This is a genomic window from Micropruina sp. (genome assembly GCF_047606665.1).
Lineage (GTDB): Bacteria > Actinomycetota > Actinomycetes > Propionibacteriales > Propionibacteriaceae > Micropruina.
The window spans coordinates 1-13,241 of record NZ_JASGEF010000008.1; the positions used below are offsets into that span (position 1 = coordinate 1).

Below are 13,241 nucleotides of genomic sequence, written 5' to 3' on the forward strand. Positions count from 1 at the left end.
AGGGCAAGGGCCGCAGTAGCGAATCGGGGACGCGAACCGGAGGGGACCTGCTCAGTGGGCGAGCTCGGATCGAGCCGGGTCGGAACGCAGGAGGAACGTTCCCGACCCGGCTCTCCGTAGTTCTGGGACACCGAACAAGTGACCAGAAAGAACCGTCCCGGGTGACCAAAGGAACCGTCCCCGGTGACCGTGAGAACTGTCCCTGACGACCGGGCCGAATCAAGCCCGGCTGTGCATTCCCGCTTCCATGCGGGCGACGTGCATGGTCAGGTAGACGGTCTCGTCGTGGGTGATCGGAAGCTGTAGCCGCAACTCCAACAGTGCCTTGATGCGCAGCGCCAGCTGATGAGCCCGGCTGTTGCTGTCCGAGACCGCGATCGCCACCTCGGGCACGTCGCCGGAGAGTTGCTTGCCGGAGCGGGCGCGAGCGAAGAAATAGCGCAGATGGGTGGCGAAGCGGGCGGCGTCGATCGAGTCCGGGTCGAATTCCTCCCCGTAGGCATGCTCGACGATGTCGAAGATCTGCCGGATCAGCCGCGACTGGACGAAGGTCTGCTCCATGCTCGGGCTGCCGGTCACAGCGTGGAACAGGTGCATCGCCAGCGCGATCGCCTCGCCCCGCGGCAGCGGCGTCTCGATGTCGCGGTTGAGCTTGTCCAGGAGATGCTCGGCCACCTCGAGCTCTTCGGGGTGCAGATGGGCCACCTCGGCGCGCAGCGGGTATTCCATCATCTCGCCGCGTTTCACCCGCTCGATCGCCTGATGGATGTGGTCGGCGACCGCCACGATGGCCAGCGGCGGCAGCGCGGCACCCAGGTCGCGCATCGCCTCGGCGAACAGCCGCTCGACGAGGGTCAGCCGCTCCAGCGGAATGTCGGCGATCACTTGGGCGATCGAGGACGGATTCTCCGCCGGCACGAACCGGCGGACGATCAGCGCCGGGTCGATGGGGTCACCGGGCCGGGCCTGGAACCCCACGCCCCGCCCGGTGACCACCACCTCGCGTCCGAGTTCGTCGCGGGTGAGCACGACATTGTTGTTGAACACCCGCAGCACCCTCATCGCACTCACCCCCGTCCGTCCTCTCTGTTCATGCCCTGGTCAGGACAGGGTCGCGCCGTTGCTGGCGATCAGTTCGCGGTACCAGCCGAACGACTTCTTGCGGTACCGGGCCAGCGTGCCGCTGCCGTCGTCGTTGCGGTCCACGTAGATGAACCCGTACCGCTTCGACATCTCCGCAGACGACGCGCTGACCACGTCGATCGGACCCCACCAGGTGTAGCCCATCACCTCGACGCCATCGGCGATCGCCTCGCGCACCTGCACCAGATGATCGTTCAGATAGGCGATCCGGTAATCGTCCTGCACGGTCGGGACGCCGTCCACCTCGACCAGCTCATCCTTGGCACCGAGCCCGTTCTCCACGATGAACAGCGGCTTGCCCCAGCGGTCCCAGAACTGGTTCAACACGATCCGCAGACCGACCGGGTCGATCTGCCAACCCCATTCGGACGCCGGCAGGTGCGGATTCTTGATGCCGCCCATGATGTTGCCCTCACCGACCTCGCCACCGGACGCCGCCTCGCAGATGCTCATGTAGTAGCTGAACGAGACGAAGTCGACGGTGTTGGTCAGCGTCTCCCGATCGGCATCGGTGATGTCGAGCTCGATGCCCTTGTCCCGCAGGGTGCGCAGGAAGTAGCCCGGGTAACGCCCGCGGACGTGGACGTCGCTGAACGCCAGATTGGCGTGGTCGGACTGCAGCACCTTCAGCACGTCGGCCGGGTCGGGCGTCAGCGGGTAGATCGGCATGGCCAGGATCATGCAGCCGATCTGGATGTTCGGGTTGATCTCCCGTGCGATCTTCGTCACGGACGCCGAGGCGACCAGTTCGTGGTGGATGGCCTGGTACAGATCTGCCTCGCTGAGCTGATCCTTGGGCGTCCAGATGCCTCCGGACATCAGCGGCGCGTGCAGCACCGAGTTGATCTCGTTGAAGGTCAGCCAGTATTTCACCCGGTGACCGAACCGCTCGAACAGGGTGCGGGCATACCGCTCGTAGAACCCGATCAGCCGGCGATCGACCCAGCCGTTGTAGGTCTTGGCCAGGTGCAGCGGGGTCTCGTAGTGGCTGATCGTGACCAGCGGCTCGATGCCGTGCTTCTCCAACTCGTCGAGCAGCCGGTCATAGAAGGCCAGGCCTTCCTCGTTCGGCGTCTCCTCGTCGCCGTTGGGGAAGACCCGGCTCCAGGCGATCGAGAACCGGTACACCGTGAAGCCCATCTCGGCGAACAGCGCGATGTCCTCGGCGTAGCGGTGGTAGTGGTCGATGCCGATCAGCTTGAGGTTGTCCGGGGTGGGCTCGTCGGTGGGCGGGGCCTTGATGCCGCGCGGCATCACGTCCTGGATCGACGGCCCCTTGCCGCCGGCGTCGTAGCCGCCCTCCAGCTGGTTGGCCGCGGTGCCGCCGCCCCAGAGGAAGCCTTCGGGAAAGGTCGTGCTCATGCGTTGATTCTCTCCTGTCTCAACCTGGTTGCGATCAGACCGTCACGATCAGCGCGGCGTCGTCGTGGCTGACGGCGCCCGCCGAGGCCGGCGCGACCTCCTTCTGGGTGGCGGTGTTGGTGATGATCACGACCGTGGTGGTCGAGTATCCGGCGTCCTTCACCTTGTCCAGATCGACTTCGACCAGCACGTCGCCGGCGTTGACCCGGTCGCCCTGCTGCACCTTGGGCTCGAAACCCTCGCCCTTCATGTTGACGGTGTCGATGCCGACGTGCACCAGCACCTCGATGCCCTCTTCGGTGCTGATGCCGTAGGCGTGCCCGGAGCCCATGGTGACGATGATGGTGCCGCTGACCGGCGCGTAGACGGTGCCGGACGTCGGCTCGACGCCGATGCCGGCGCCCATCGCGCCGCTGGCGAAGACCGGGTCGGGGACGTCGGCGATCGGGACCAGGGTGCCGTCCATCGGCGAGCGGACGATCACCTCGGTGCCGGCGACGACCGCCGGTGCGGCGCTCGCCGGCTCGGCGGACGCCGGGGTCTCCGCGGGAGCCTCAGCGGCGACCGCGGCGTCGTTGACTCCCCAGAAGAGGGTGAGCACGAACGAGATCGCGACCGACAGCCCGATGCCGATGAAGAGCAGCGGCAGGTTGGGGGTGGAGAGGTAGGCCGGCAGGGCGATCAGCGATGGGAACACGAAGGCGGTGGTGCCCGCGCCGGCGATTCCGGCGAAGACGCCGCCGATCGCGCCGCCCGCGACGCCGAAGTAGAACGGCAGTTTGCGGGGCAGGTTGACGCCGTAGATGCCCGGCTCGGTGATGCCGGAGAGGAAGCCCGAGAAGGCGGACGGCCCGGCGAGTTCCTTGGTGTCGTGGTCCTTGGTGCGGATCCAGACGGCCAGGGTGGCGGCGGCCTGCGCCAGCACCGCGCCGACCAGCGGGCCGGTGATGATGGCGTAGCCGGTGGAGAGCTGCTGCACCATGATCGGCACGAAGCCCCAGTGCAGGCCGAACAGCACGAACACCTGCCACAGGCCGCCCATCAGTGCGCCGGCCAGCCAGGGGGCGACCTGGAACAGCCAGGTGATGCCGTCCGCGATGCCGTTGGCCAGAATCGTGGTGGCCGGCCCGATGGTGAGCAGAATCAGCGGCACCATGACCAGCATCACCAGCAGCGGCGTGGTGAAGTTGCGGATCGCGCCAGGCAGGGTGCGAATCAGGAAGCGCTCCAGGTAGCCCTGCACCCAGACGCCGACGATGATCGGGATGACCGAGCTGGTGTAGCTCATGATCACCAGCGGAATGCCGAAGAAGGCCAACGGCCCTTCCGCCGAGGTGAGCGCCACGATCGTCGGGTAGACCAGCGCGCCGGCGATCGCCATCGAGGTGAACTGGTTGGTCTTGAACCGTTTGGCGGCCGAGATGGCCAGCAGCAGCGGCAGGAAGTAGATCAAGGCGTCCGAGGCCGCGTTGAACACCACGTACTCGGTGCTCTCGGCGTTCAGCCAGCCGAAGGTGGCGAACATGGTGACGAAGGCCTTGAACAGACCGGCGCCGGCCAGTGGCCACAGGATCGGGTGGAACAGACCGGTGACCAGGTCGATGAATTTGTTGAGGATGCTCTTGTTCGAGGTGTCCTCCACCTCTTCGGCGGCCCCGCCGCCGCCCTCCAGGCGCTCGGCGATCCGGGCGTAGACGAACGGGACGTCGTTGCCGATCACCACCTGGTATTGGCCGCCGGCCTGCACCACGGTCAGGACGCCCTTCAGCGCCTTCACCGCCTCGGTCGCGGCCTTCTCTTCGTCGCGCAGCTCCAGCCGCAGCCGGGTCGCGCAGTGCCGAGCCGTCTTGATGTTTCCCAGACCTCCGACGCCATCAATGATGTCGTCGCCCAAGGTCGCAAAGTCCACTGCCATGCAATCCTCCTCGATCGAATCAGGGCAACAAAAAGGGCCTGAGGCACGCGAACGCCTCAGGCCTTGCGTCCTGACGGACTAACAACCCTGATGAAGAACGAATCTTCTGAGCAGACGCTACGGCGTGACCCCCCGGTCACGCAACCCGGCCCACGTCATCCCGGACTCGATCCGGGATCTCGACCCCACCGTCATCCCGTACTCGATCCGGGATCCCGACCCCACGTCATCCCGTACTCGATCCGGGATCTCGTCGCCGGGTCGGTCGGGTGTCGGGGATCCCGGCGTTCGCCGGGATGACGGTCGGGCCAGTGTGACGGTTGGGGCCGCGGATCGCGCGGTCGGCTCAGGTCAGCGCATACTTCAGCGGTTCGCCGGCCAGCCAGCGGGCGATGTCGGCGGCGCCGAGTTCGGCCGCCAGCTGGGCGGATTCCCGGCTGGCGCCGGCCAGGTGCGGGGTGAGGGTCAGCCGGGGCGTCCGGAGCAGGCGGTGGCCGGGCGGCAGCGGCTCGGACGGCAGCACGTCCGCCGCCGCGGCGTACAGGTGACCGGAGTCGAGGGCGTCCGCGAGCGCGTCGTAGTCGAGGACGGGCGGACGCGAGCAGTTCACCACGATCGCCCCGGACGGCAGCAGCGCCAGCTGGTCGCGCCCGATCATGCCACGGGTCTCGTCGTTCAGTCGCGGGTGCAGGGTGAGGATGGTGGAGCGCCGCAGCAGCTCGTCCAGGTCGTCGAGCTTGGTGGCGTCCGGCATGTCGGCGGCGGCGACGTAGGGATCGTAGGCCAGCACGTCGGCGCACATCGCGCGCAGCGTCCGGGCCACCCGTGAGCCGATCGCGCCGTAGCCGATCACCCCTACCGTCGAGCCGCACACCTCGGGCGCGACGTTCTCGTAGGCGTAGTAGTCGCCGCGCCACTGCCCGGCCGCCAGCTCGTTGTGCCGGTCGACCAGTTGCCGCACGGACGCCAGGATCATCGCCACGCTGTGCTCGGCGGTCGCGGTGGCGTTGCGGCCGGGGGCGTTCGACACCACCACACCGTGCTTCGCGGCCGCGTCCAGGTTGATGTTGACCGGTCCGCCCCGTCCGACCGTGATCAGCTTGAGCGTCGGCGCGACGGCGGCGATCACCTTCTCGGTGAACGGCGGGGCGTGGACGAAGGCGATCTCGCAGCCCTCCAGGGCCCGGATCAAGGCGTCCTCGTCGCCCTCGGCCTCGTGCACCTCAGCGATGTCGGCGAACGGGGTGACCGGCCAATTGCCCTTGACGATCGTGGTTTCGGCGTCCGGGACGTGCCGGGCGAGCGCCTCCAGCAGAATCTCCGGCAGGATGAACCGATCCCCGGCCACCAGTATCTTCACCACGTTCGTTCGCTCCTTCGCTGTCGTGCGCCCCGACTCTAGGGCCGCCTCTCCGCTTCGACGCCACATCGCCCTGGTTCGGCGTCGTTTCCGTGGTTTGAACCCTGGAAAGGACGCCGAAGCAGGGCGATGTCGTCCGGACGAGCCGGGGTGGGCGCTCTACTCCAGCCAGTCTCCGAGGTCCCAGCCGCGGCGGAAGCGGGCGGTCAGGTATTCGCCGACCACCGCACTGCCCAGGTCGGCCAGGTCGGGGGCGACCACCCGTCCACCGGCGCGGCGGGCCAGCTGACCGAGGAAACGTTCCAGACCGGGATCGTCGCCGAGCCGGAAGATGATCGTGGCGGCGCCCAGCCGGGACGCCTTGTCCAGTTCGGCGACGGTCAGCGCCACCGTCTCGGGGGCGGTCGGCCAGACGAACTCGGCGTCTCCGCCGCCGGTCAGGTGCGCGGTCGGCTCACCGTCGGTGACCACCAGCAGCACCGGCTGCATCGACGGATGCTTGCGGAAGAACCGATTCGCCAGCAGCAGCGCGTGGTGCAGGTTGGTGCCCTGCTCGCGCATCGGCGGCAGCGCCGTGAGCTCGCTGATCTCCCGCGACTGGGCCAGCGTCCGAAGCTGATCAGCTCCAGCCGGTCGCCGCGGAACCGGCTGCTGACCAGGTGATGCAGTGCCAGCGCCGTCCGTTTCATCGGCACCCAGCGTCCCTCGGCGGCCATCGAGAACGAGGTGTCCACCAGCAGCGCCACCGCGGACGAGGTGCGCGCCTCGGTCTCGATCACCTCGACGTCGGCGATGTCCAGCCGGACGCCGCGGGTCGGGTCGCGGCCCTCGCCGGCGCTGCGGGTGATCGCGTTGGTCAGGCTGCGGGTGACATCCCAGGGTTCGGGGTCGCCGAACTGCCACGGCCGGGACGCCCCGGTCGGCTCCCCGGACGCCCCGGCCAGCCGGGTGTCACGGTTGCCCTGGCGTCCGGACAGCTGTTTCGCGGCATCCGCCAACAGCGCCTTGCCCAGCCGGCGCATCGCCTGCGGCGACAGCCTCAGGTCACCGGACGCGTCGCGGCGCAGGAAGCCGCCCTCGCGCAGCGCCTTCTCCAACTCGGCCAGGGTGCGAGCGTTGACCGCCGCCTCGCTGCCCAACTGCCGCGCCAGGGCGTCCAGATCGAGGTCGTCCAACCGGGCGCCGCCGTAGTTCTGGCCGAGCTGCTCGGACAGCGCATCGAGCTCGGCGAGATCCTGCAGGACGCCCGTGCCGTCGCCCAGTCCCATCCCCTCGTCGCCGGTGAACTGTTCGCCGCCGGTCCAGTTCTCGCCCGGACGCAGCGCCTGCAGGGACGAATCCAGCCGGTCGAGCTGGGCCATCAGCTCGGGCGAGCCGAACGCCTGCGCGGAGAGCCGCATCAGCTCCTCGCGCTGCTCGGCGCTCATCGAGCGCAGCAGCCGCTGAGCGGCCGCGGCCCGCTGCGCCAACGCGTCGATCAACTCGTCGACGTTCCGCGGGTTCTCCGGGAAGAAATCGCCGTGCTTCGCCATGAAATCGTCGAAGTCCTCAGGCGTGTCGTCGCCGCGGCGGTGCTTGTCGAGCAACTCGTTGAGGTCGGTGAGCATCGCGTTGATCGCGGCCCGGTCCTCCTCCGAGGCGTTCTCCAACGCCTGTTTCATGCCGGCGAACCGCTGGTCGAGCAGTTCGCGGCCGAGCAGGTCCTTGATCTTCTCGTAGTCCTGCCTGGCTTCGGTGGACGCCCAGTCGTAGTCGGCCAGTTCGTTGACCGCGGCGGCCGTCGAAGGCGGCAGGTTGTCCAGCCGCAGCTCGCGGAAGGCGCGGTCGTCGTCGTCCATCATGGCGTCGCGGAGCAGCTGCTTCCGTTCGGCGTCCAGCGCCTTGTCGAGCAGTTCCTTGACCTGCTGCAGGGTGCCGTCCATCCGGTAGCGGCTGAGCAGATCGCGGCGGCGAGCGTTGACCCGGCGGGCCAGGTCGTCCAGCCCCTCGCGTCCGGCGCTGCCGCGGCGCAGATATTCGCGCAGCGCCCGCTCGGGGCTGTAGCCGGCCATCACGTCGTCGCCGATCGCGGCCAGCGCCTCGCTGAGGTCGACCGGCGGCGCCAACGGATCCGGGCCGCCGGCGTAGCGGCCGTAACGCGAGGCACGGTTGCGAGGCATGGTCGTCCTAGATGAGTCAGCCGTAGATGGTTTCGCTGCCGTCGGAGTCCTTGGCGATCCGGCGGGCCAGGTAGAGGCCTTCCAGCGCCAACTCGATCGCGCTGGCCCGGCGTCCGGCGTTGTCGGCCTCAAACCGCTCGGCGATCTGGTCGTACACATGGTCGGCGTCGGGGAGGCCGTCCAGGAACTCGGACGCCGTGACCCGCTCGCCGGTGACGATCGTGGTCTGGCCGTCGAGGGCTTCGACCAGCGGGCCGAGGTCGATGCCGCGGAAGTGCGCCCGTGCCGCCTCGGCGGTCGCGGTGCGCAGCAGATGGGTCAGGATCGCCTCCTCGCGGCCCTCTTCGCCGGCCTCGAATTCGATCTTGCCGCCGAGGACGTCGACCGCGGTCTCCAGGTCGACCAGCCGGGCCACCGGGTCGGTCTCGCCGCGGACCACCGCGCGGTGTAGCGCGGCGGCGGCCACGGTTTCGGCGCCCGCGATGGCGAATCGGGCGGAGACGCCGGAGCGCTGGTTGATCGCCGGCGACTCGCGCAGCGCCCGGGTGTAGCGGGCCAGGATCTCCAGCAGCACCTCGGGGATCTCGGCGACCAGCTGGGCCTCCTGCCGGATCACCGCCACCTCGTCGTCCAGCTCGAGCGGGTAGTGGGTGCGGATCTCGGCGCCGAAGCGGTCCTTCAGCGGGGTGATGATCCGGCCGCGGTTGGTGTAGTCCTCGGGGTTCGCCGAGGCCATCACCAGCACGTCCAGCGGCAGCCGCAGCACGTAGCCGCGGATCTGGATGTCGCGTTCCTCCATCACGTTGAGCATCGCCACCTGGATCCGTTCGGCCAGGTCGGGCAACTCGTTGATCGCGACAATACCGCGATGGCTACGGGGAATGAGGCCGAAGTGGATGGTCTCCGGGTCGCCCAGCCGGCGTCCCTCGGCGACCCGGATCGGGTCCACATCGCCGATCAGGTCGGCCACCGAGGTGTCCGGCGTGGCCAGCTTCTCCGAGTAGCGTTCGGAGCGGTGCCGCCAGGCCACCGGCAGATCGTCGCCCAGTTCGGACGCCCGGCGCCGCGACTCGGCGGTGATCGGCTCGTAGGGGTGCTCGCCGAGCTCGGCACCGGCGATCACCGGCGTCCATTCGTCGAGCAGGCCCTCCAGGGTGCGCAACAGCCGGGTCTTGCCCTGGCCGCGTTCGCCCAGCAGCACCACGTCATGGCCGGCGATCAAGGCGCGTTCGAGTTGCGGCAGCACGGTGCGGTCGAAGCCGTGCAGGCCCGGCCACGGGTTCTCCCCCGCCGCGAGCGCGGTCAGTAGGTTGTCGCGGATCTCCTCGCGCAGGCCCTTCTGCACGTGCCCGCTGGCACGCAGTTCGGCGACGGTTGCGATGGTGGGGCGTTCGGTCACGTCCTCACGCTAACCCCGACCGCAAGATGTGACCGCACGATGTGACAGGGGGAGGCGCTCACTATCGCCGGTCGAGCTTGTCGAGGCCCTCGCCGACAGCCGGGTTCCGACAGGCCCAACCCGCACGGCGCCGCATCGATCTACCCCACCGGATCGAGCCCGTTCAGCAACTCGGCCGGACATCCGATTCGCCGATACGTGCTGAGCGCGCGGCGATCCAGGGTGACCAGGGTTCCCCCGGCGAGCCGCACCGTTTCGGCGATGGCGGCGTCATAGATCGCTCCGCCTGAAATCCCGAGTGCGGGGAGGCGATGGGTTGCCAACTGACGCAGCTGCTGTGCGTCGAGGAGGGCGACGTCCTCGGTGAACGTCCGCTGCAGGTATTCGGCAACCACCTCGACCGGTGCCCGGTGCGGTGCCGGGAGCCGGGTGAGGACGCTGAGCGTCTCGAGAAGCGTGTGTCCTACGACCCGGGCTCCCGCGGCAACCTCACGGCGGGCGGCTGGGTGGGCCTCGTGCCACGAGGCGAAGGCCGCGATGACGACCCCCGAGTCCAGGAATCTCATCGACCCAGGAATTCTCATCGACGCAGCCGCTCCAGCGTGGCTCGCACCGTCTGCGCGGTCAGCGGCGGGACGGGCTCGTCGGGCACGGCGACCGGGACGCCGTCGCGAGTCTCCAGATGCATGCCGATGCCGGTGGGGTCGATGCTGATCCGCCCATCGACCAGCGCCACATCGACGCTCTGCCCCGGAACCAGTTCAAGTGCATCCCGGACGTCCTTCGGGATCACGATCCGGCCACCGGCGTCAATGGTTGTGCGCATGGGTCAACGCTACCATTCAGGTGAATCCGGCTGATTGCCAGGGCGGGTACGCTCATCGCGTGCCGTCGCCCACGACCTTCCGGGTGCTGCTGGTGCGCCACGGGCAGACTCCCACCACCGGGCAGGTGCTGCCCGGTCGGGCGCCCGGCCTGCATCTGTCCGAGCGCGGCCGCGACCAGGCCGAGGCGGTCGCCCGACGGCTGACCGATGCCGGACTGGCCGCCCTCTACACCTCGCCGCTGGAACGTGCACGCGAGACCGCCGAGCCCACCGAGCGCGCCACCGGGTTGACCGCGATCGTGGAGCCGGCCCTGCTGGAATGCGATTTCGGCGAATGGACCGGCCGCGAGCTCACCGCGCTGGCGAAACTCCGCGACTGGCGCACGGTGCAGCAGGCGCCGTCCACCTTCCGGTTCCCCGGCGGGGAGAGCTTCGTCGAGTTGCAGGCCCGGATGATCGCCTTGATGGAGCGGCTGCGCGCCGAGCACCGCGGGCAGACGGTGGTCTGCTTCTCGCACGCCGATCCGATCAAGGCGCTGCTCACCCACGCGGTGGGCACCCACCTCGATCACTTCCAGCGCATCGACGTCGGCACCGGCTCGGTCTCGGTGATCGAATGGCCCACCCAGGGAGCGCCGATCGTGCGCAGCGTGAACTCGACCGACGGGTCGCTGAGGCGGTGAACGCCGACCAGCAGGAGGCGCTGCTCACCGAGGGTGACATCACCCTGGTCGGCCGGATCGCGGAGAGCAGCAACGCCACCTTCGTCGCCGAGGTCACTCGCGGCTCCGACTACACCTGGGCGATCTACAAGCCGGAGTCCGGCGAGCGTCCGCTGTGGGACTTCGAACCGGGCCTCTACAAGCGGGAACGCGCCGCCTACCTGCTCGACTCCGCCCTCGGCTGGGGACTGGTGCCGCCCACGGTGATCCGCGACGACGCACCGCTGGGCGTCGGCTCGCTGCAGTGGTTCATCGACTGCGACCCGGCGCTGCACTACTTCCGGCTGGTCCGCGAGGAGCCCGAGACCCATGACCGGCTGCGCCAGCTGGCCGCCTTCGACGTGGTCAGCAACAACACCGACCGCAAGGGCGGGCACGTGCTGCGCGACGAGCACGGCGCCATCTGGGCGATCGACCACGGGCTCTGCTTCGCCGCGACCTTCAAGCTGCGCACGGTGATCTGGGACTTCGCCGGCGAACCCGTCGCGCCCGGCGTCCTGGCCGACCTGGCTCCGTTGGCGGACGCCGTCCCCGACGAGATCGCCGCATTGCTGAACCCCCAGGAGGTGCGGGCGTTGCGCCGGCGCGCCCGCCGGATCATCGACGCCGGCATCCTCCCGGTGGACGAGAGCGGATACGCCTGGCCCTGGCCGTTGATCTAGGGCCTGTCCCATCGCGTGCGCCAGGAACGCGTCTTGGGGACACGTGGGAGATATGATACCGGGAAATCAAGAAGCCGAATAGCGATTCAGGCCGCACACCATTGTCTATTGCGGCGGTGGGGATCAGCGCCCCGCCGAGATCGCCGAACCGGAGGGACATACCGTCCGCCCCGACGTATCCAGCGCCGAACCCGTCGCCCCACCACCGCTTGGGGGGATCTCTAAGAATATCCGATTTATTCACCCACGGCGAGGGGTTTTAGCTGATCAATGCCTGAGAAATACGCGAGGCCTGCTCGTCGAAAGTTCGCGCGGCACCAGTGCCGTTCGGCGGCTTCCCTACCCTCCGGCGAACGGCGGCAACACGTCCACCTGGGCACCCGGTGCCACAAACTCCTCGCGCGATCGGGCGGCCCGGCCGTCCAGCTGCAGGGTGGAGACGGCGAGCACTTTCGCCAGCCGTTCCCGGTCGGAACCCAATTGCTCGACGAGGTCGGCGACGGACACTTCGAATTCCGCGTCGATGGTTTCCTCGTGGACGCCGGCGGCCTCGCTGTTCACCTGCGGCCGCATGGCCTCGATGAAGCTCGCGGTCGCCGGCTTCATCAACCTGTCCATGTTTACGGTGCTGATGAACCAGGTTGTGGCGCGACCCGCCGGGACGGCGGGAGCTATCGAGCGTCGGAGGCGTGCCCTCCACACCTCCCCCTGAGGCGGAGCCCTGGAGGCTCATCCCGGTCTGCGGCATGACAGTTTGGCAGGCTCCCCGCTTCGGGGATCCGCATGCGGTCGGCTCGGCTCCAAGCTGAGAATGCGGATCGGACGCCCGTTGACCGCTCGATAAAACGCTCAGCTAGCGCTGAATCGATCGTTCGATACGGCAGGAGTAGTCGCCCGAATTCCGCCGTGGGCGCTGTTCGACCCACAACAACGAGATATTGGTCGGCATGGACCGTCGCCAACTCAACCTGTCGCCAAAGCCAGCTGCACCCTTGGCGCGGAGCCTGAATCCTTGCTTGCGGGGGTCGACCGATACCATGATATTTCTCGTCGCTACCGAGAGACCAGTCAACCACCCTCGACCACCTAGTGGTGTGTCCCGGTCTTGATTGCCTGATTACGGGGCACACCGCTAGAAATGCGCCAGCTGGAGCCGCCCGCGTTGATGCTTAGCTTGAGAAGTGTTGATGGATCTGCTCGGCGTAGGGACATCGGCTGCGACTATGTCGACTGCAAGTTGCTTTGCGCCGCCTGCTCGTCATCGTCCTAGCAAGCGATCGTCCTAGAAAGCGCGATCTGCCGTGTTTCCGGCGCTGATCGCTGATAGCAAGACGAACACCGGGACCAACCAGATCATTCCTAGACACCGACATATCCAAGACCAGGAGGCTGCCACGGACGGGCGAGCCCGCCCTTTACACCGACAACCCACCGGGATCCCGAACCACGTGAAGTGTCACCACCAAGACCAACAGAAACCCGTCGCCGATGTGCTGATGCAGAACCGTCACCGATGTCCTGCGAGATAACAAGCCGTAGCGTGCAGGCGGCGGTGAGGGCTTTGCGGGCTCTTCCTACTTGGGGTGGGGGTGTGAGCGACACGCGGTAGCGGGGTCCGCGTGATCGGGGTCGAGGCCTTCCAAGATCGGCAGTTCTGAGCTGATCGAACCGGAAGGCCTCGACGTGTCCGAGC

The 13,241-nt window shown here is 68.2% G+C and carries 12 protein-coding genes; 2 read left to right on the plus strand and 10 right to left on the minus strand.

Going from position 1 to position 13,241, the window contains the following annotated elements; genetic code table 11:
• Positions 1-219: 219 nt before the first annotated feature.
• The 9 genes from QM619_RS02415 to QM619_RS02455 form a co-directional block, all read right to left on the minus strand.
• Positions 220-1,062: a PRD domain-containing protein gene (locus QM619_RS02415; RefSeq protein WP_415103963.1), complete on the minus strand. Its 843-nt coding sequence runs from the start codon at positions 1,060-1,062 to the stop codon at positions 220-222.
• 39 nt (positions 1,063-1,101) lie between these two features.
• Positions 1,102-2,505: a glycoside hydrolase family 1 protein gene (locus QM619_RS02420; protein ID WP_415103941.1), complete on the minus strand. Its 1,404-nt coding sequence runs from the start codon at positions 2,503-2,505 to the stop codon at positions 1,102-1,104.
• 34 nt (positions 2,506-2,539) lie between these two features.
• Entirely contained in the window at positions 2,540-4,420 is a 1,881-nt protein-coding gene (locus tag QM619_RS02425; RefSeq protein WP_415103943.1) for a beta-glucoside-specific PTS transporter subunit IIABC, read from the minus strand.
• 346 nt (positions 4,421-4,766) lie between these two features.
• The gene (locus QM619_RS02430) at positions 4,767-5,783 is read right to left on the minus strand and encodes a 2-hydroxyacid dehydrogenase (protein ID WP_415103945.1); all 1,017 of its coding nucleotides are present in this window, start codon (positions 5,781-5,783) and stop codon (positions 4,767-4,769) included.
• 156 nt (positions 5,784-5,939) lie between these two features.
• The gene (locus QM619_RS02435; RefSeq protein ID WP_415103947.1) at positions 5,940-6,269 is read right to left on the minus strand and encodes a hypothetical protein; all 330 of its coding nucleotides are present in this window, start codon (positions 6,267-6,269) and stop codon (positions 5,940-5,942) included.
• Entirely contained in the window at positions 6,218-7,939 is a 1,722-nt protein-coding gene (locus QM619_RS02440; RefSeq protein ID WP_415103949.1) for a hypothetical protein, read from the minus strand. Before QM619_RS02440 ends, QM619_RS02435 begins: the two co-directional genes overlap by 52 nt.
• A gap of 16 nt (positions 7,940-7,955) precedes the next feature.
• The gene (locus QM619_RS02445; RefSeq protein WP_415103951.1) at positions 7,956-9,338 is read right to left on the minus strand and encodes a magnesium chelatase; all 1,383 of its coding nucleotides are present in this window, start codon (positions 9,336-9,338) and stop codon (positions 7,956-7,958) included.
• 140 nt (positions 9,339-9,478) lie between these two features.
• Complete coding sequence (locus QM619_RS02450; protein WP_415103953.1) at positions 9,479-9,904, minus strand: PIN domain-containing protein; 426 nt, start codon at positions 9,902-9,904, stop codon at positions 9,479-9,481.
• A gap of 14 nt (positions 9,905-9,918) precedes the next feature.
• Positions 9,919-10,164, minus strand: coding sequence for an AbrB/MazE/SpoVT family DNA-binding domain-containing protein (locus tag QM619_RS02455; RefSeq protein ID WP_415103955.1), 246 nt, complete (start codon positions 10,162-10,164; stop codon positions 9,919-9,921).
• A 59-nt stretch (positions 10,165-10,223) separates the two neighbouring features.
• On the opposite strand from QM619_RS02455, the gene QM619_RS02460 reads away from it, so the two are divergent.
• Together QM619_RS02460 and QM619_RS02465 are read left to right on the plus strand one after the other, a co-directional pair.
• Positions 10,224-10,847 (plus strand): MSMEG_4193 family putative phosphomutase, encoded by a 624-nt coding sequence (locus QM619_RS02460; protein WP_415103957.1) that lies wholly within the window; start codon positions 10,224-10,226, stop codon positions 10,845-10,847.
• Positions 10,781-11,548, plus strand: coding sequence for an SCO1664 family protein (locus QM619_RS02465; RefSeq protein ID WP_415103959.1), 768 nt, complete (start codon positions 10,781-10,783; stop codon positions 11,546-11,548). The genes QM619_RS02460 and QM619_RS02465 overlap by 67 nt, the downstream gene beginning before the upstream one ends.
• A 339-nt stretch (positions 11,549-11,887) precedes the next feature.
• Here QM619_RS02465 and QM619_RS02470 read toward each other — a convergent pair whose 3' ends face one another.
• Positions 11,888-12,154 (minus strand): MoaD/ThiS family protein, encoded by a 267-nt coding sequence (locus QM619_RS02470; RefSeq protein WP_415103961.1) that lies wholly within the window; start codon positions 12,152-12,154, stop codon positions 11,888-11,890.
• Positions 12,155-13,241 lie beyond the last annotated feature (1,087 nt).

Coding starts and splice junctions, on each gene's coding strand:
- QM619_RS02415 (WP_415103963.1), bottom strand. CDS start 1,062: ATGAGGGTGCTGCGGGTGTTCAACAACAATGTCGTGCTCACCCGCGAC.
- QM619_RS02420 (WP_415103941.1), bottom strand. CDS start 2,505: ATGAGCACGACCTTTCCCGAAGGCTTCCTCTGGGGCGGCGGCACCGCG.
- QM619_RS02425 (WP_415103943.1), bottom strand. CDS start 4,420: ATGGCAGTGGACTTTGCGACCTTGGGCGACGACATCATTGATGGCGTC.
- QM619_RS02435 (WP_415103947.1), bottom strand. CDS start 6,269: ATGCAGCCGGTGCTGCTGGTGGTCACCGACGGTGAGCCGACCGCGCAC.
- QM619_RS02440 (WP_415103949.1), bottom strand. CDS start 7,939: ATGCCTCGCAACCGTGCCTCGCGTTACGGCCGCTACGCCGGCGGCCCG.
- QM619_RS02450 (WP_415103953.1), bottom strand. CDS start 9,904: ATGAGATTCCTGGACTCGGGGGTCGTCATCGCGGCCTTCGCCTCGTGG.
- QM619_RS02455 (WP_415103955.1), bottom strand. CDS start 10,164: ATGCGCACAACCATTGACGCCGGTGGCCGGATCGTGATCCCGAAGGAC.
- QM619_RS02465 (WP_415103959.1), top strand. CDS start 10,781: ATGGCCCACCCAGGGAGCGCCGATCGTGCGCAGCGTGAACTCGACCGA.
- QM619_RS02470 (WP_415103961.1), bottom strand. CDS start 12,154: ATGAAGCCGGCGACCGCGAGCTTCATCGAGGCCATGCGGCCGCAGGTG.